The sequence below is a fragment of the Hymenobacter lutimineralis genome, assembly GCF_008271285.1.
GTDB lineage: Bacteria > Bacteroidota > Bacteroidia > Cytophagales > Hymenobacteraceae > Hymenobacter > Hymenobacter lutimineralis.
The window spans coordinates 36,934-55,624 of sequence record NZ_VTHL01000025.1 but is presented as its reverse complement, the minus strand read 5'-3'; the positions used below and the strand labels follow the sequence as shown (position 1 = coordinate 55,624).

Below are 18,691 nucleotides of genomic sequence, written 5' to 3'. Positions count from 1 at the left end.
GCCCTGGCTTGTGCCGGGGCGGTTTTCGCATTTTCAGGGTTATTCATTGCGTACCCCGTCAGCAGCATATATGGACCAGCAGCAGTATACCAATTCATTTGGCAAGGTGTACCTCACGGTGCAGTATGATCCAGCCAACCAGTGGCTTTACAATGACTGGCAAGGACTGCTTTCGACGGATACCGTGGTACAGGGCTGCGAGGGCGTTCTGCGGGCGCTTGAGGCAACAAACTGTGCCTACATCCTAAACGATAATAGGGGGGTTATCGGCTCTTGGAATCAGGCCAACGACTGGATAGAGCAACACTGGATGCCGCAAGCCCTGGCCGCCGGCCTCACGCGCTTTGCGCACGTGGTAGCCCCTGGAATTTTCGGGCAGTCCTCCGCCGAAGCCATGCACCAACGGGTGGGTACCCGCTTTGAAATGTGCCTGTTTCAGGATATTGAAGCGGCCCGTAATTGGCTGCTACTGGCCCGTAAAAATGCCGAGCCCGCCTGAGCACAACAGCCCTAAACACCTTGAGTAATACAACAAAAAAGCCCGGCTTGGTTTAGCCGGGCTTTTTGTTTGAAGGCAAATGCCTACTTGATCTTGTCAACGATGCCTTTGAAGGCCTCGGGGTGGTTCAGAGCCAGATCTGCCAATACCTTACGGTTGAGCTCGATACCGGCCTTTTTCAGGCCACCCATGAACTGAGAGTACGACAAGCCGTGCTGACGAGCACTGGCGTTGATACGCTGAATCCACAGAGCGCGGAACTCACGCTTCTTCACGCGACGGTCGCGGAAAGCATACAGCAGACCTTTTTCTACTGCGTTTTTCGCTACGGTCCATACATTCTTGCGACGGCCATAATAGCCTTTCGCAAGCTTCATTACTTTTTTCCGACGGTGGCGGGAAGCCACGTGGTTGACGCTTCTTGGCATAACCTACTGGAGTTTTTGGCGGTCGGCGGCGGAGTTCCGCATCTTGGTTTCAGCCGAACGCCTGGTGAAAAAATTGGCAAATGGTTGAATGATTAAGCAGTTCAGTCAGAGCTGGCTAATCATCGAGCAATCAACCATTTATTACAGATTCAGCATGTCTTTAACGCGGTTCATATCGGCCGAGCTAACCAGCGTAGCGTGCGTAAGGTTACGCTTCTGCTTGATGGATTTCTTGGTCAAGATGTGCGACTTGAAGGCGTGCTTACGCTTGATTTTGCCGGTGCCGGTGAGCGAGAAACGCTTCTTGGCGCCGGACTTGGTTTTCATTTTCGGCATTGTGAAGGAAATAAAGGGTAAAACAACTACGGCGGCCGGCTGCCTAGGGCCGGTTAGCCTGAAAATTCACTTAAGAAACCTGCTGGCAACGCCTATTCCTGGTCGGTTTTTGGCGCGGCTTCCTTGGGCTCTTTGCTGCCTGCGGCTTTGGCCGCGGGAGCCGGCGCCGGAGCGGGCTTGGGCTTGGCAATAACCTTGGGCGCCAGGTAAAGGAACATGCGCTTACCTTCGAGCTTGGGCAGCTGCTCTACTTTAGCCAGGTCTTCCAGGGCTTGAGCAAACTTGAGCAGCAGGATTTCGCCCCGCTCCTTGAACACGATGCTGCGGCCAACGAAGTGCACGTACGCTTTAATCTTGGCGCCTTCCTTCAGGAATTCCTGGGCGTGCTTCAGCTTAAAGGCGAAATCGTGGTCGTCGGTGTTCGGACCAAACCGGATTTCCTTTACTACCACCTTCGTGGCCTTGGCTTTCAGCTCGCGGGTACGCTTCTTCTGCTCGTACTTGAATTTCGAGTAGTCGATGATGCGGCACACGGGCGGAACGGCCGTGGGCGAAATTTCCACCAGGTCCAGATTTTGCTCCTGGGCCATGCGGCGGGCCTGCTCAATGGGGTAAATACCAACCTGAACGTTTTCTCCTACCAGGCGAATTTCGCGGGCGGTAATCTTCTGGTTGATTTTGAACGGCTCCTCCACCTGCTGGCGAGGTACGTAACGACGATTCGGGGTAGCTATGGGAAAGTCCTCCTACTGAAAGGTGAAAGATATGGCTATCTGGCACTGATACGCCCGTCACGGCAAGCCGGGCGGGCGTATCAGTGGGCAAATATCCGCTTTTTTTTCTATTGCAACAACCTGGGAGCGAAATACGGCTGAAGAATCCCGGGGCGCTAGGCGCCCCGCATCATCTCGGCTACCTGTTCCTGGAAGTTTCGCACAAAGGCATCGATGGGCATGGAGCCCAGGTCGCCTTCGCCGTGGCGGCGCACCGACACGATGCCGTTTTCCTGTTCCTTTTCGCCCACAATGAGCATATACGGCACCTTGGACATTTCGGCATCCCGGATCTTGCGCCCGATTTTCTCATCGCGGGCATCAATCGTACCCCGCAGCTCGGCCTGGCTGAGGCGGTCGAATACTTGCTGAGCGTACTCCTGGTACTTCTCCGAAATAGGCAGTACGGCAAACTGCTCGGGCGAGAGCCACAACGGGAAATTGCCCCCACAGTGTTCAATCAGCACGGCTACGAAGCGCTCCAACGACCCAAACGGGGCCCGGTGAATCATGACGGGGCGCTGCCGGGAGTTGTCAGAAGCTACGTACTCCAAGTCGAAGCGCTCCGGCAGGTTGTAGTCTACCTGAATGGTACCCAACTGCCATTTGCGGCCGAGGGCGTCGCGCACCATAAAGTCGAGCTTGGGACCATAGAAAGCCGCCTCGCCCAACTCTGTTACGGTATTCAGCCCTTTCTCGGCGGCTGCTTCTTGGATAGCTGCCTCGGCCCGGGACCAGTTTTCATCCGACCCGATGTACTTGGTTTTGTTTTCCGGGTCGCGGAGGGAAATCTGCGCCGTAAAATCCGGAAAATCCAGGGCCTTGAGCACGTATAGCACGATGTCAATTACCTTCAGGAATTCCTCTTTCACCTGGTCGGGGCGGCAGAAGATGTGGGCATCATCCTGAGTAAAGCCCCGAACCCGCGTCAGGCCGTGCAGCTCCCCGCTCTGTTCGTAGCGGTACACCGTGCCGAACTCGGCCAGGCGCAGGGGCAGGTCCCGGTAGGAGCGCGGCTTGGTTTTGTAGATTTCGCAGTGGTGCGGGCAGTTCATGGGCTTGAGGAAGAATTCCTCGCCCGGGTTTGGCGTCTTGATGGGCTGAAACGAGTCGGCGCCGTACTTCTCGTAGTGCCCCGACGTCACGTACAGCTCCTTGGCGCCAATGTGGGGGGTGACTACGGGCTGATAACCGGCCTTCGTCTGGGCCCGGCGCAGAAACTGCTCCAGCCGCTCGCGCAAGGCGGTGCCTTTGGGCAGCCACAGGGGTAGCCCCGCTCCTACTTTCTCGGAAAAGGCAAACAGCTCCAGCTCCTTGCCCAGCTTGCGGTGGTCGCGGCGCTTGGCTTCTTCCAGCTTTTCGAGGTACTCCGTCAGCTCTTTCGCCTTGGGGAAGGTGATGCCGTAGATGCGCGTGAGCTGCTTATTCTTCTCGTCGCCGCGCCAGTAGGCCCCGGCCACGTTCAGCAGCTTCACCGCTTTGATGGGCGAAGTATCCGGAATGTGCGGCCCCCGGCAGAGGTCGGTAAAGTCGCCCTGGGTGTAGAACGTGATAGAACCATCTTCCAGGCGCTCCAGCAGGTCCAACTTGTAGGGGTCGGCTTTTTCGGTGAAGTGGGCAATGGCGTCGGCCTTGCTCACCTCCCGGCGCTCATACGGGCTTTTCTTTTTAGCCAGCTCCAGAATTTTCTTCTCGATTTCGGGGAAGTTCTCGGAGGAAATCGTGCGGCCTTCACCCAGGTCGATATCGTAGTAGAAGCCGTTCTCAATGCTGGGGCCGATGCCCAGCTTCACGCCGGGGTACAGCGCCTCGAGGGCTTCGGCCATCAGGTGGGCGGAGGAGTGCCAGAAGGTAGACTTACCTTCCGGGTCGTTCCAGGTGAGAATAGCCACATGGGCATTTTCCGTAATGGGGCGGTGCAGGTCGCGCACTTCGCCGTTGACGCGCACGCCGAGGGCATTGCGGGCCAGGCCTTCGCTAATGCTGGCGGCCACGTCGTAGCCCGTGGTGCCATCTACAAACTGGCGCACCGAGCCGTCGGGGAGGGTAATATCAAGCATTGAATGGGGTAGATAATGGCTATACAAACAGCCGTGAGGCCGCAAGTTAGAAAGATGAGCGAAAGTTTGGGCGAAGTCAGCCCCGGGCAGTAGCTGGGCTGGGCACGGAAAAAGCCGCTTAAAAACCCGAGGAAGGGCGGGAAATACTTAGCGGCGCTACAGGAGCCACGGCTTCCCGGCGCGGCTCATTCGTGGGCTGCCCCGCTGCCCGGGCCTTGCCCTTCCACACTTTATACGTCCAGTGCCGGTTGCCGGGGTTTTCCAGTACCAGCTGCTGATACTGAGCCAGGGCCAGCTCGTGCATTCCCTGGGCCTCGTAGCTTTCGGCCAGCATCTGCCGCACGTTGGGCAGCCCCGCCGACCGGCGAACAGCCCGTTGCAGGTGGGGAATAGCGGCCTTGTACTGGCGCTGCCGGAACAGGGCCAGGGCGACCCGATAATCGGCGCGGTACAGGGTAGAATCGAAGCGCAGTGCCTTCAGAAAATACTGCTGGGCACTATCGGGGGCACCCTGCAGATCAAACTGCCGGCCGTAGTCATAATACAGCGGCCCGTAGGTAGGGGCCAGGCGTATGCCCCGGGCCGCATGAGGCGCTGCCAGCAGGGGCTGGTGGTTGGCATTAGCTAGGAAGGCCAGTTGGTGGAGTGTCTCCGGCTGATGCGGATCCAGCTTTACGCTGGCTTGCAGAAAGCTCAGGGCTTGGGCCGTGTCACGCAGGCCAGCGTAGGCCAGGCCCTTGTAGAAAAGGGCGCCGGCATTGGTAGGCTCCTGACGCAGGGTTCGGTCGAGGTGGTCTAACGCAGCAGAATAATGGCGCGCGGCTAAGTGGGCTTCCCCCACTAGCAGGCTCAACGAGGCAGAAGCGTAGCCGTGGCGGGAAGCAGTGGCGGCGGCGGCCAGAGCCCCCGGCAACTGGCCCTGTGCCCGCAAAGCCCGCGCTTTCAGGTAATAAAACTCTCCCGGCGCATCATCCAGCTCCAGGGCCTGGTTGATGTCGCGCAGGGCTTGCTCGGCCTGGCCGGCATCCAGCCGAAACTCGGCGCGGTGCGCATACAGGCTGGCGTTGCCGGGCTGGCGGGCAATGGCCCCATTCAACTCCTCAGCCTGAATAGCGGGGCCACTTTGCACGGTGCCCAGCTGCACCATCACCTCGGGGGCTTCGCTTACTTCGGGGTTGCAGCCGGCAGCCAGCCACAAACCCGCCAGCAGCAGGCAATATTTGCCGCCGCCAGCTACCAAATCAGCCAGGATGCGCGTGTTCATAGGGCAAAGATAACAGTGGCGGCAGCCCCGCTCCTACTTTGGCGCCCCGGCGGCCTGCCGACTGACTTTCCGCTCCAGCTTTTGCCGCAGGTTGCGGCAGCGCCGGCTGATTTCCAGCTCCTCGGTAGTAACGGGGGTGAGCAGGGCGGCCTGCCGCAGAATATCCAGGGCCTGAGCGCGCCGGTTCTGATTTTCGAATACCCGGGCCAAATCAAAATACACTTCCATGCGCTGCGGGCTCAGCTCCTTGGCGCGCTGCAGGGCATCAATGGCTTGGCGGCTGCTGGCCCCGCCAGGCTTGCCTCCTAGGAACAGCACGCTAAAAGCCCGCTCCAACAGGTTGTAGTGGTCTACGCGGTAGTGCCAGCGCCCCAGCAGCTGCCAGGCCTCCGACCAGTCGGGGCGGCGGGCTACGGCCAGAAACACGTAGGGCTTCATGTCGCGGTAGGCTTGCAGGCGGTCTTTGGCGCGGAGCAGGGTAGCCTGGTCGTAGAGGGTCAGGGCCACGGCGTAGTTCGACTCGGCTCCCTCCTGCTTGAGCGCCCAGCTGCGCTCGGCGTAGCCCCGGGCCATGGTGAAATAGGCGCTTTTGCGGGTTTCATCGGTGTAGCGGCGGCCTATGCGCAGGTTGAGCAGGGCGGCCTGCCAGAGGGCTTCGTAGTTTTTGGCATCGGCCCGCAGCACCTGCTCGTACTTATCCAGGGCTTCGGAGTCGCGGTACTGGCGTTGCAGGGCACGAGCATCTGCCAGCAGCTTCCGCACCGAGGGCTTGGGCGCCGACGCCGGGGCGGCGGCTGGAGCTTTGCTCTGCCCCCCCGCCGGCCACGCGCCCGCCGCGAGCAGGACCACAAGGCCCGCAGTTGGCAGCAGCCGGAAAAGCCAGGGAGCAGGAGAAGCCACGGATAAGGGTTTCCCGCAAAGCTGCGTTTTTTATCGGGGTTCTGAAATTTCCGTTTCCGGAAATGGCCCGAAAAAAGAAGCCCCGCTGGTCGGCGGGGCTTCAAAGAAAAGGCAGTGTAATTAAAAAAGCTTGAGCTGTGATTTGGGCGTTTTAAGCACGGCTTGCGCCTGGGCAATGTCCGCCGCCGATACGTTGACGGGCCCCGTCAGATCCGGCAGCGGGCCGGTTTCGACGCTTGCCGGCCGGGGAATGGTGGCCGGACCGGCCTTCTTTTTCAGCTGCCGGCGCTCCGGCTCGGGGCCTTCGTCGGTGAGCAGGATCACGCCATGCACCTTGAAGTAGTTGAGCTTATTGCCCATGGCTTTCCAGCCCTTCACGTCGATGAAGCTGTGCAAGGGCAGCTTTTCCGTTTCCTTATCCGCTTTTTTGTCGCGCTGCAGCTTTATTTCTACCTCGGGCTCGGGGAAGCAGGTGGCACACAATAGCTTGGAGCCCTTCGACTCCGGAATAAAAGCAAAGCGCTTCTCCAGCGTGCTGGTTTCAATTTTGAACCGCTTGACGTAGTGCGTCTTGGTTTCGCCTTCCACGTACACTGCGCTGATAACCGTATCGGCCTCCAGCTTCCGCAGCAACACCATGTTGGGCACGTCGAAGTGCAGGGCCGGGTCGGGCGTTTTCAGCTCGTAGCTGCCGTCCTTGTACACGGTCAGCAGGGTGTCGTCGGTGTCGAAGGTGCCGAGGTAGCGGCCGTGCCCGGCCGTGTTGAGGCGGCCCACTACCGCATCGAAGAACATTTCGCGCCCGCCCAGGGTGGAGTCGCCGAGGCTTTTCTGGATGATTTTCTTGATGGGCTGCTTGGTCACGATGTTGCCCATGGAGCCTTTGCCTTTAATGGCCAGCTCGGCAAAGTCGAAATCGAACTGCTTGACGCGCGCCGGGGCTTTATCAGACAGCTGTACGCTTACTACTTCCGACTCGGAGTTGGGGTTGGCCGTGAGGTAAAGCGTCTTGGTGCCCTTGGTGCCTTTGGTCAGGTCGTAGGCCTTGTCGCGGGTGATGCCCGTAACGAGGAAGCGCTTGGCGAAGCTAATGCCCGAGGCCCCATCCAGGTACACCATGTTGTACACCAGCCGGTCGTCGTTCTTGTTGTAGACGCCGGCGTGCAGGATGTCCTTGCCCACGAAGGTTTTTTCGGCAATGCGCGTGACCACAAACGTCCCGTCCCGCTTGATGGCGATGATGTCATCGAGGTCGGAGCAGTCGCAGATGTACTCCACGCTTTCGTCGCGCTTCAGGCCGTAGCCCACAAAACCGTCGCGGCGGTTCACGTACAGCTTCTGGTTCGCCACGGCTACTTTCTGGGCCGTTACAACGTCGAAGGTGCGCAGCTGGGTTTTCCGCTCCCGGCCCGCGCCGTACTTTTTCAGCAGTCCCTCGAAGTAGTTGATGGCGTAGCGCGTGAGGTTGGCCAAGTGGTCGGCTACTTCGGCCAGCTCGGCTTCGAGGCGCTGGATGTACTCTTCGGCTTTGAAACCGTCAAACTTGCTGATGCGCTTGATGCGAATTTCCGTGAGCCGCGTGAGGTCGTCTTCGGTGATGGCGCGGCGCAGCACCAGGCGGGTGTCGTTGGCTTTTTCCTTTTCCCCACTGATGCGCACAAACTTTTTCAGCCCGGTATCAATGGTCTGGAGAATGTCGGCCCAGGTTTCGCACTCCTCAATCTTGCGGTAGATGCGGTTTTCGATGAAAATCTTTTCCAGCGAAGCGGAATGCCACTTTTCGTTGAGCTCGTCCTGACGAATTTCCAGCTCCCGCTCCAGCAGGCGCACCGTTTTGCCCGTGCTCAGGCGCAGCATATCGTCCACGCCCACAAAGCGCGGCTTGTCCTCGATGATAACGCAGGTGTTGGGGGAAATGGAGATTTCGCAATCGGTAAAAGCGTACAGCGCATCCATCGTTAGGTCGGGCGACACACCGCTGGGCAGGTGCACCTGTATTTCCACCTCGGCCGCCGTGTTGTCAACGACCTTCTTGATCTTGATTTTGTTGGCCTCCGAGGCTTTCACGATACTCTCCATCAGCGCCGTGGTGGTGGTGCCGTAGGGAATATCCCGAATGACGAGCATGGTTTTGTCGGCCTTCTCGATGGTAGCGCGCAGACGGATTTTGCCCCCTCGCTGCCCGTTCTGGTAGTTGCTGACGTCGCAGAGGCCCCCGGTCGGAAAATCAGGAAAGAGCTGCACCTCCCGCCCGCGCAGCACGTCGATGCTGGCCTTGCACAGCTCCCGGAAGTTGTGGGGCATGATCTTGGTACTCAAGCCTACGGCAATGCCTTCCACGCCCTGGGCCAGCAGCAAAGGAAACTTCACGGGCAGCGTGGTAGGCTCGCGCTTGCGGCCGTCGTAGCTCATCTGCCACTCCGTGATGTCGGGGTTGAAGACCACGTCCAAGGCAAACTTGCTCAGGCGCGCTTCGATGTAGCGGGGCGCGGCCGCACCGTCGCCGGTGCGAATATCGCCCCAGTTGCCCTGGGTCTCGATGAGCAGGTCCTTCTGGCCCAGGTTCACCATGGCGTCGCCAATGGAGGCGTCGCCGTGGGGATGGTACTGCATGGTTTGCCCAATGACGTTGGCGACCTTGTTGAAGCGGCCATCGTCCATTTCCTTCATGGCGTGCAGAATGCGGCGCTGCACGGGCTTGAGTCCGTCTTCGATGGCCGGCACCGCTCGCTCCAGAATCACGTAGCTGGCATAGTCCAGAAACCAGTTCTGGTACATACCATTCACGGTAGCTACATCGTGAATGGTTTCGCCGGGGGCAAATTTGGGTTCTTCCTCGGCTACGGGCTCCGGGGCCTCCTCCACCGACGCTTCGGCATCGACAGCGGCCATTTCCTGCAGGAGCTGCTGGGTTTCGGCGGGGGTTTCCGGCTGCTCTCCGTCGAGGGCCATTTCGGCCGCGGCCGGCGCAGCCGCAGTGGGTTCAAAGCTCATCGTGTCGCCCGAGCCAAAAAGCAAGGGCTGGGCTGCATCATCAATCGGAGAGTCGGAGTTGACCATCGAAACAAGGGGTTGGTCGGCAAGGGGTATGCGGGTTGTCATCAAAAGTACCGTTAGCTGCGCAGAACGCAATAAGCTCTAAGGCAAAGCAGGCTGGCAAAGTTCCCAAAATTCTTAGCCAAAAGAACCAATATTCCAAAGATGAATTTGGCCTTAAAACCGCTCATTACTTCAAATTACGGCATTTGCCCCCTCATTTACAAGCTAATTTCATTGGTAATATTTCAACGTATCTATTCCCTGGAATTGCCATTTAAGCAGGCGCTATGCGAGGAGCTACTTTTGCGTCACTCCCTGCCTTTTATCGGGTTGCAGCAAGCAGCTCACGTCTATTTAGCATTCGGGCAGTTGGCGGTTGAAGTGCTTTCGCAGCAGCCCGTTTACTTTCTCCGGGGTGAGGGGCTTACTTAAAAAGTCCTGCACAATACCCAGCTCCTCTACCTGGCGCACGTCGCGCGGGTGCAGGGAAGTAGTCAGGATAACCACTACGCTGGGCGGCACTTCGGGCAGTTGGCGGTAAGCCTCCAGAAACTGAATTCCGCTCATGCCGGGCATATTCACGTCCAGCAGTACCAGCGACGGTGCCGCCTCGGGCGCAGCCTGGCCGCCTTTTGCCAAGTACTGCAAGGCCTCGTGCGCGCTCTGGGCTATCTGCAGGTGGCTGGCCACCCCCAGGCGCGTAAGCAGGCTTTTGTTGAGGAAATTATTGATCGGATCATCGTCGATCAGCAGAACGGATGGTAGCGGAGTCATAGAGCGGAAGGTATAGCCGGCCGGAAATTTCGGGGCGGTAAAAAGGTAAGCTACAAAAACTAGCGCCGGAAGTACACGGAAAAGGTAGAGCCTGCTCCGGGCTCACTGACCACTGACACATGCCCGCCTGCATTTTCCACGCTGCGCTTGACCATGTATAGCCCCAGGCCTGAGCCTTCCACGTGGCTGTGCAGGCGGCGGAACATGGTGAATAGCTCCGATAGTTGCTCGGGCGCCAGCCCCAGGCCGTTGTCCTGCACAGTCAGCACCACGTAGTCGCCATCGGCGTGGCTGCCCAGGCGCACCCGGGGCAGGCGGTCGGGACGGCGGTACTTGAGGGCATTGCTGAGCAGGTTGAACAGCACCGACCGCAGATTTTTCGGGGAGAACCGTACGCTGGGGCTGTTGGCAAAGTCCACGGCCAACTGGGCGCCGCTTTGGGAAATCAGGGGCGCCAGGTCCAGAACTACATCCTGCAGCACAGGCTCCAGGGCTACCTCGGAAGTAGGCTGAGCATGCTCCTTCTGCAGCTTGGTTACATCGCTCAAGTGACCGATGGTGCGCTTAAAACGGGTTACGGACTCGTACATCATGCCCAGCACGGGCGCGGCATCGGGCGCGGGCGCGGGCGAAACAGTGAGCATGCTCTGCAGCACGTGCAACAGCCCCTCGATGTTGGTGATGGGAGCTTTCAGGTCGTGGGAGGCCGTGTAGATGAAGTTATCCAGGTCCACGTTCGTGCGCGTGAGCTGCTGGTTGAGCGCGGCCAGGTCGGCATTGCGCAGGTGCAGCTCCTCGTTGGCGGCGGCCACCTGCCGGCGCGCCTCTACCTGGTCCGTAATGTCGGTGATGAGCACGTAGAAGCCCTTCACTTCCCCGTGCTGTACATCGGGCACATAGTTGGTGTGGATGTACTTGATTACCTCGGCGCTGTAGGGCATGCGGGCTTCAAACGTGAGCTGCTCCCCGGCCAGGGCCCGCCCGATGTAGTCTTTGATTTGCGCGTAGGCCGCCTCGCCCACTACGCTCCGCACCGTGCGGCCAAGCAGGCTCTCAGCCGGCACCTTAAACCAGGGTTCATAGGCCTGATTAACAAACTGGTACTTTTCTTCCCGGTCCAGGTAGCTGATCAGCACCGGCAGCGCGTCGGTTATCAGCTTCAGCTGCTTGGCCGTGGCCTCCTGAGCCTGGTGGGCCCGCACCTGGTCGGTTACCTCGAAAGCAAACACCAGTACCCCATCGATATGACCCTGCTCGTTGTGGCGCGCCTGCTGGATGTAGTTGAAATACCGGTCTTCCAGTACCCCATCTTCGGGGCGAGCCAGCGGAATGAGCATACCCAGCTCCTGGTGCGTGACGCCCGTTTCGTACACCTGCTGAAAGGTGTGGTAGACGGTGTGGCCGGCTATTTCCGGCAGGGCTTCCAGAATGGGCTTACCCAGCAGGCTGCGTCCGGGAAACAGCTGCTGATAGCCGGGGTTTACCAGCTCGTACACCAGCGCGGGGCCACCCAGGATGCAAATGCTGGCCGGGGCCTGCATAAACAGCCGCTCCAGGCGGGCCCGATGCTCCTCGGCCTCGGCGCGGGCGGCGCGGGCCTCCTGGGTGCGGGCCAGCACCCGGGCTTCTAGCTCCTCGTTTAATTGCTGTAGCTGCAGCTGGGTGCGGGCCAGTTCGGTGTTGTTTTGAAAGAATTCCTCATTGGCGGCGTGCAGCTCCTCGTTGGTGGCAGCCAGTTCCTCATTCAGGTTCTGAATATCCTGGCGGCTGTGTACCTGCGTTGTTACATCCACGGCCAGGTCGAGCACGCCTAGCAGCCCCCCGGCGGCGTCGTAGAGGGGCTGGTACACGAAGTTGAAGTAGTAGGTATCCAGGCGGCCGTTGCGCAGCAGCAGGGCCGGCACTTCGGTTCCCACGAAGGGCACACCGGTGCGGGCCACGTCGGCCATGAGTTCGGTAAAGCCCTGCCCCAGCAGCTCGGGCACGGCCTCCAGCAAGGGGCGCCCCAGCAGCTGCGCCCGCGGGTAGCCCCAGATGGTACTCATCTGCTCATTCACGGCTACCACCACCTGCTCCTCGCCCTGCAGCACACCCATGGCCACGGGAGCCTGGGTAAGAATGGTCTCCAGCAGGTTACGCTCCCGCTCGGCGGCGGCGCGTGCGGCCTGCTCCCGGGCCTGGCTTTCGCGCAGGGCCTGCTCGGCGGGCGTACGGCTGTGGTCAGCCGTGTCGGTAAAGCTCACCACCAGCCGCGGCCCGCTGCGCTGGGCTGAGAGCCGGAAAAAGTTATCCAGGCCGTCGTGCTGGTAGTTTACGTCGTAGCGGCAGGCCTCGGCCGCGTGGTAGGCCGCGCAGTAGAAGGCGAAAATACCGGTCTGCCGGGCATGGGGGTACAGGGTAAGAAACGTATCGGCAGGCTGCTCCGGCAACTGCAGCATCCGCTGGGCAGCCGGGTTAAGGTAGTCATAGGCAAAGTCCACGATGTCGTCGGGCCCGGCCTCGCCCGGCACCGGCCGAAACAGAATGATACCTGTCAAGGACACATTCAGCAGCGTCAGGGTCAGGTCATCAGGCGGGGAAACCGGGAAGGAAGGCATACGAACACAGTAGAATTCGGAAAGATACAACGGGCGGGCACAAGCGCGGCCGGGCCGGGTCCTCCCGCGTGCCCCCAACCTGCCTGGCGTAGCTGAATCCCATACTTTTTAGCTTGTTACCCATGGTGCCCCCGCACCGCACCGAAGCAGCAGATTTAGCACCTCATCCACCCGAGGGCCGCGCCAACCTGGCTACCTACGCCCCCAAAGCCCTGAAAGCCGCCGGCCTCACCCTGCTCGAAACCCATAACGCGGGCCGTGGCCGGGTAAAGCCGGGGTACCGGTGCGCACCATTGCCAAACGCCCCACCTGGCCGAGACCGGGTGGGGCGTTGTTGGGAGCAAGGTACTGGGCAAGACGCGGCACTTCGTGTTTCTGGCCTGGCGGCCGTTGGGTAGCCGGCGCGGCTCCGGTTGTTCAACGACCAGGCAGTGTCGCGTCGCTACAACGTTCAGGCAAAGGCCACGTCCTCTTCGGCTACCTCGCTCACGGGCAGCACGTCGGAGGTGATGAGGTCTTTTTCCAGGCGCAGGTTGTCGATGATAAACTCCTGACGGGCCGGGGTATTTTTGCCCATGTAGTACGTGAGTACCTGCTGGATGCTGCGGTCGGACTGGAGAATGACGGGCTCTAGCTTGATGTTCTCCCCAATGAATTTGCCGAACTCGTCGGGGCTGATTTCACCCAGGCCCTTAAAGCGGGTAACCTCGGGGTTGCGGCCCAACTGGCGCATGGCGGCCTGCTTTTCCTGCTCGTTGTAGCAGTAGATGGTGGTTTTCTTGTTGCGCACCCGGAACAGGGGCGTTTCCAGGATGAACACGTGGTTGTTGCGCACCAGATCGGGGAAGAACTGTAGGAAGAAGGTGAGCAGCAGCAGGCGAATGTGCATGCCGTCCACGTCGGCGTCGGTGGCAATAACCACGCGGTTGTAGCGCAGGTGCTCAATGCCTTCTTCGATGTTGAGGGCGTGCTGCAGCAGGTTCAGCTCCTCATTCTCGTACACTATCTTCTTTTTCAGCCCGAAGCAGTTCAGGGGCTTGCCGCGCAGGGAAAACACGGCTTCCAACTCTACGTTGCGGCTTTTGGTAATGGAGCCCGAGGCCGAGTCGCCTTCGGTGATGAACAGGGTGGTGAGCTGCTCCTTCTCGGCATCTTTGGTTTCGCCTAAGTGGAAGCGGCAGTCCCGCAGCTTGCGGTTGTGCAGGTTGGCTTTCTTGGCGCGCTGGTTGGCCAGTTTTTTCACGCCCGCCATATCCTTCCGCTCCCGCTCACTCTGCTCAATGCGCTTTTTGAGCGCCTCGGCCACGGCCGGGTTCTTGTGCAGGTAGTTATCAAGGTGCTCCTTGAGGAAGTCCAGGATAAAGCCGCGCACGGTGGGGCCATCCTCGCCCATGTTGAGGGAGCCCAGCTTGGTTTTGGTTTGCGACTCGAACACGGGTTCCTGCACCCGCACGGAAATGGCGGCAATAATGGAGGCGCGAATGTCGGCCGCGTCGTATTCCTTTTTGTAGAACTCGCGTACGGTTTTCACCACGGCCTCGCGGAAGGCCGCCAGGTGGGTACCGCCCTGGGTGGTATACTGCCCGTTCACGAAGGAGTAGTACTCCTCCCCGTAGTCGTTGCCGTGGGTGAGGGCCAGCTCAATGTCCGGGGCCTTGAGGTGGATGATGGGGTAGCGCAGGCTGTCGGCATCGGCTTTGCGGGCCAGCAGGTCCGCAAGACCATTTTCGGAAAAGTACTTCTGCCCGTTGAAGTTGATGGTCAGGCCCGCGTTCAGGTACACGTAGTTCCAAACCTGGTTTTCGAGGTACTCCGGGATGAAGCGGTAGTTCTTGAAAATGGTATCGTCGGGCTGGAACACCATCAGCGTGCCGTTGCGCTGGGAAGTGGGCTGGGGCTTGGGGTCGGTTTTGAGCACACCTTGCTCAAACTCCGCCGACTTCATCTGCCCGTCGCGCACGCTCTGCACCAGAAAATAATTGCTGAGCGCGTTAACCGCCTTCGTGCCCACGCCGTTCAAGCCCACAGATTTCTGAAATACCTTGCTGTCGTATTTACCGCCTGTGTTGATTTTGCTGACAACTTCTACCACTTTGCCCAGCGGAATGCCCCGGCCGTAGTCGCGCACCTGCACGCGCTGGTCGGAGATTTTGATGTCGATGGTGCGGCCGTGGCCCATCACATGCTCATCAATGGAGTTGTCGATTACTTCCTTCACCAGCACGTAGATGCCGTCGTCGTAGCTGGAGCCGTCGCCGAGCTTGCCGATGTACATACCGGGCCGCAGCCGGATATGCTCGCGCCAGTCGAGGGAGCGGATACTATCTTCGGTGTAGGCGTGTTGGGCGGGGAGTACTTGTGGTTCAGCCATCGGGAATCCAATAAACGTATGCGAGGTAAAATAACGCAGAAAATTGACCTTTTCCGCGCCGAGCTTACGCTAGTAAAATTAGCAAACTTTTCGTTCCCAACCCAGCACTGGCCGCTTTTGGTTCCTACCTACCGGCTTATTGCTTCTGCAACACCGCCTTTCCTCTCCCCTACATCCCAATCATATTAGCAACATGTTTCCTCCCTCTACCCAACACCATTTGCCCCCCTCCGGCCATAAGCCCAACGCGGAGGTACGGCAGGCCCCCGTCATTCAGTTTGCCTTTCTGCTGCTGGCGGGAGTTCTGCTGGTTTACTCGCTGAAGGTGCTGGACGACGTGCTGCTGCCGCTACTGTTTTCGGCCTTGTTTGCCCTGCTGCTACTCCCTATTAGCCGCTGGCTGGAGCTGAAAGGCGTGCCCCGGGTGGCGGCCATTATTCTGTGTTTGCTGCTGATGGTGGTCGTGTTTACCGGCATTGTGTTCGGGTTTGGCTCCCAGTTGGGCCAGTTCAAAAACGAGCTGCCCAAGCTCCAGGACAAACTGCTGCAGTTTTTTCACGACATCCAAACCTGGGCCGCCAACCGCTTCGGCATCGACCCCATGACGGATCAGGAGCTGAAAGAGTCAACGCTGAAGTCCCTGAAAAAGGACGGCGGCAGCTACCTGAACACCACGCTGAACATGACTTCGGCTGTGATTGGCAACCTGCTGCAAGTGCCCATCTACATCTTCTGCTTTCTTTACTACCGCGACCATCTGCGCCAGTTTCTGTTCCGGTTTGTAGCCCCCGATAAGCGCACCGCCGCCCTTAACACCCTCGATAATATCCAAACGGTGGTGCAGGCCTACATTTCGGGTCTGTTCAAAGTCATTGTGATTGTCGCCGTGCTCAACGGCATTGGGCTGCTGGCCCTGCAAGTGAAGTTTGCCATCTTCTTCGCCATTTTCGCCTCGGTGCTGGCCGTTATTCCCTACATCGGTATCATGATTGGAGCCAGTGTGCCGGCCATCATCACGCTGGTCGAAACCGGTTCTCCCCTGCACGCGGCCGGCGTCATCGGGGTGTTTGCCTTCGTGCAGTTTCTGGAAGGCAACTTCATCACACCCATGATTACCGGCTCACAAGTGAGCATCAACCCCATGGCGGCCATTGTGGCCCTGGTGCTGGGCGCCGAGCTCTGGGGCACGCCCGGCATGATTCTGAGCATTCCGCTGATTGCCGTGATTAAAGTGGTGCTGGATGCCAACAAAGCCACCGAGCCCTGGGGCTTCCTGCTCGGCGACACGGCCGAGGGCGAAGACACCATTCAGAGCCTGGCGGGCGGTGAGCCGGGCTTTTTCAAACGCCTCTGGGGGCGCATCACAGGCCAGGGCACGTAACCTCTACGGCAGGCAGGTAGTATAAGCAAGCAGCAACGGCGGCCATGGAGCCCCGCTTGCTGCTTGTTTTCTTTTCTTAAAACATACCCCTACTTATGTCTGCCATCACCGAAAATACCGCCCGTGCCTTCAACGATTTGGTTGAAATCAATAAAACCGCTACCAAAGGCTACCAGGAAGCCGCCGAGGGCGTAACCAGCCCCGACCTGCGCTCTGAGTTAAGCAAGTTCAGCCAGCAGCGGGCCCAGTTTGCCGCCGACCTGGAGCAGGCTGCTCGTCGTATTGGCGTAGAAGCGCCCAGTCAGGAAAGCACAATTGGAGGGGCCCTCACCGATGCTGCCGCGGCTCTGCACCGCGGCTGGATTAACATTAAATCGGCCGTAACCGGGCAAAATGACTCCGCTATTCTGGGCGAGTGTGAAACCGGCGACGCCACCGCCCTGCAGGCCTACGAAGTGGCTTTGCGCTCCAGCGAACTGCCCGTAGAAGCCCGCACTGTCATTCAGCAGCAGCATAGTGATATTCTGTCGGCCAAAAACTGGGTAACGCAGCAGAAAGGCCGCGTAAGCTAAGCTGGCCTACCTATAAAAAGAAGCCCATCGGCCATGCTGATGGGCTTCTTTATTTGTGGGATAGGCGTAGCTGCGCGTAGCGGTTGCAACCTTATCAGTGGCTATCTTTGTTACCAAGCAGCTTAGCATTTTTTAGCCTCCGAATTCGCGCCGCATTTGTACGCCATCATTGACCTTGAAACCACGGGTGGGCAGCCCACACAGGACCGCATCACCGAAATAGCCATCTTCATCCACGATGGCGAAAAGGTGGTGGACCAGTACGACACGCTGCTGAATCCCGGCCGGCCTATCCCCTTTTTCATCACCCAGCTCACGGGTATCACCGATGATATGGTGCGGGACGCCCCCAAATTTCACGAGGTGGCTCGCAAAGTAGTGGAAATGACCGAGGGCTGCGTGTTTGTGGCCCACAACGTGCGGTTTGACTATTCCTTCCTGAAAAAAGAGTTTGCGGACCTGGGCTACAACTACTCGCGCAAAACGCTATGCACCGTGCGCCTGAGCCGCTCCCTGATGCCCGGACAGCCTAGCTACAGCCTCGGCAAGCTATGCCAGAACATCGGCATTCCGCTGAACGGCCGCCACCGGGCCGCCGGCGACGCGGGGGCCACTGCCATTCTCTTCGACCGGCTTCTCAAGATAAGCCAGCAAGACGAAGCCCTGCGCAACCCCACCGTAAGCCCGGCCGATACGCTGGCCGCCGTGGACGCGCTGGCGCCGGGGGGTAAGAAGCCCACTAAACAGCCCTCCTCGCGCAAGGTAGAAGCCGTGCGTGAGGCCATTCGCACGGCCTTGCTGCCGCCCAACATCACCCCCGAAAAAGTAGCCTCGCTTCCCCAGGAAGCCGGAGTGTACTACTTCCACAACGAGGCCGGGGAGGTTATTTACGTGGGCAAGAGCATCAACATCTACAAGCGCATCCAGCAGCACTTCGCCGTTGACTACAAGTCGCGCAAAAGTCTGGAGTTTAAGAACTCCATTTCGGATATCACCTGGGAGCTGACGGGCTCGGAGCTGGTGGCGCTGCTGTATGAGTCTCACGAAATCAAGCGCCTGAAGCCGCTCTACAACCGCGCCCAGCGCCGCTCGGTGTTTCCGGCCGGTATCTTTCTGCGCACCGACGACAACGGCTACAAACACCTCTACTACGGGCGCGCTGACGACCATGCCCAGTCGCACCCGCTCATTGCCCTAGGCAACCAGTACAAGGCCAAGGCCTTTCTGTTCCACAAAGTCTCGAAGTTCAACCTCTGCCAGAAGCTCTGCGACTTGTACAAGACCCCTGGCTCCTGCTTTGATTATCAGGTGCACCGCTGCAAAGGCGCCTGCCTGGGCCTGGAGCCCGCCGAGGAGTACAACAAGCGCGTGGAGGAAGCCGTGGAAAGCTTTACCTATGAGCACGGCTCTTTTGTGGTGGTGGGCCGTGGCCGCAGCGAAGACGAGAAAACCCTGGTAGTTGTAGAAAACGGCCGCTACCTGGGCTTTGGCTACGTGGATGGTACGTTCTCTGCCCGGCGCTTCGCTGATTTCAAGGACGCCGTTAAGCGCTACAACGATAATAAGGATGTGCAGCAGATCATCCGCCAGTACCTGCGCACCAAGCACAAAGACAAGGTGAAGGTGTTTAAGTAAGCATTCGACTCGGGGCGTCCTGGCAAGCAGCATGAGTTATTCTGCTTGAAGCAATACCGTAT

13 protein-coding genes and 1 pseudogene are annotated in these 18,691 nt (G+C 59.2%); 4 read left to right on the top strand and 10 right to left on the bottom strand.

The genetic code is table 11. From position 1 onward, the window contains the following. Positions 1-70: 70 nt before the first annotated feature. Entirely contained in the window at positions 71-499 is a 429-nt protein-coding gene (locus tag FY528_RS18540) for a hypothetical protein (RefSeq protein ID WP_149072520.1), read from the top strand. 83 nt (positions 500-582) lie between these two features. On the opposite strand, the gene rplT is transcribed toward FY528_RS18540, so the two are convergent. The 10 genes and pseudogenes from rplT to FY528_RS18490 form a co-directional block, all read right to left on the bottom strand. Further along, positions 583-927: a 50S ribosomal protein L20 gene (gene rplT / locus FY528_RS18535; protein WP_149072519.1), complete on the bottom strand. Its 345-nt coding sequence runs from the start codon at positions 925-927 to the stop codon at positions 583-585. Positions 928-1,068: 141 nt separating this feature from the next. After that, a complete protein-coding gene (gene rpmI, locus FY528_RS18530) occupies positions 1,069-1,263 on the bottom strand; it encodes a 50S ribosomal protein L35 (RefSeq protein WP_149072518.1) in 195 nt (64 codons plus the stop codon). A gap of 176 nt (positions 1,264-1,439) precedes the next feature. Next, a pseudogene (gene infC / locus FY528_RS18525) lies at positions 1,440-1,997 on the bottom strand (translation initiation factor IF-3); the annotation flags it as partial. Between the two features lie 155 nt (positions 1,998-2,152). Continuing rightward, positions 2,153-4,096: a threonine--tRNA ligase gene (gene thrS / locus FY528_RS18520; RefSeq protein WP_149072516.1), complete on the bottom strand. Its 1,944-nt coding sequence runs from the start codon at positions 4,094-4,096 to the stop codon at positions 2,153-2,155. 118 nt (positions 4,097-4,214) lie between these two features. After that, on the bottom strand, positions 4,215-5,360 hold the full coding sequence (locus FY528_RS18515) for a tetratricopeptide repeat protein (RefSeq protein WP_149072515.1): 1,146 nt from the start codon (positions 5,358-5,360) through the stop codon (positions 4,215-4,217). A 33-nt stretch (positions 5,361-5,393) separates the two neighbouring features. Then, positions 5,394-6,260, bottom strand: coding sequence for a tetratricopeptide repeat protein (locus tag FY528_RS18510; RefSeq protein WP_149072514.1), 867 nt, complete (start codon positions 6,258-6,260; stop codon positions 5,394-5,396). Between the two features lie 120 nt (positions 6,261-6,380). After that, entirely contained in the window at positions 6,381-9,152 is a 2,772-nt protein-coding gene (locus FY528_RS18505) for a DNA gyrase/topoisomerase IV subunit A (RefSeq protein ID WP_149072534.1), read from the bottom strand. A gap of 501 nt (positions 9,153-9,653) precedes the next feature. Beyond that, positions 9,654-10,073, bottom strand: coding sequence for a response regulator (locus tag FY528_RS18500; protein WP_149072513.1), 420 nt, complete (start codon positions 10,071-10,073; stop codon positions 9,654-9,656). A gap of 59 nt (positions 10,074-10,132) precedes the next feature. Continuing rightward, the gene (locus tag FY528_RS18495) at positions 10,133-12,670 is read right to left on the bottom strand and encodes a PAS domain-containing protein (protein WP_149072512.1); all 2,538 of its coding nucleotides are present in this window, start codon (positions 12,668-12,670) and stop codon (positions 10,133-10,135) included. A 451-nt stretch (positions 12,671-13,121) separates the two neighbouring features. Further along, positions 13,122-15,041: a DNA topoisomerase IV subunit B gene (locus FY528_RS18490; RefSeq protein ID WP_149072511.1), complete on the bottom strand. Its 1,920-nt coding sequence runs from the start codon at positions 15,039-15,041 to the stop codon at positions 13,122-13,124. 193 nt (positions 15,042-15,234) lie between these two features. Between FY528_RS18490 and FY528_RS18485 the strand changes: the two genes are divergently transcribed. The 3 genes from FY528_RS18485 (at position 15,235) to FY528_RS18475 (ending at position 18,629) form a co-directional block, all read left to right on the top strand. Then, positions 15,235-16,422, top strand: a complete 1,188-nt coding sequence (locus FY528_RS18485) for an AI-2E family transporter (RefSeq protein WP_149072510.1) — start codon at positions 15,235-15,237, stop codon at positions 16,420-16,422. Between the two features lie 95 nt (positions 16,423-16,517). Next, positions 16,518-16,994, top strand: a complete 477-nt coding sequence (locus tag FY528_RS18480; protein ID WP_149072509.1) for a ferritin-like domain-containing protein — start codon at positions 16,518-16,520, stop codon at positions 16,992-16,994. Positions 16,995-17,150: 156 nt separating this feature from the next. Next, positions 17,151-18,629: an exonuclease domain-containing protein gene (locus tag FY528_RS18475; RefSeq protein ID WP_149072508.1), complete on the top strand. Its 1,479-nt coding sequence runs from the start codon at positions 17,151-17,153 to the stop codon at positions 18,627-18,629. Positions 18,630-18,691 lie beyond the last annotated feature (62 nt).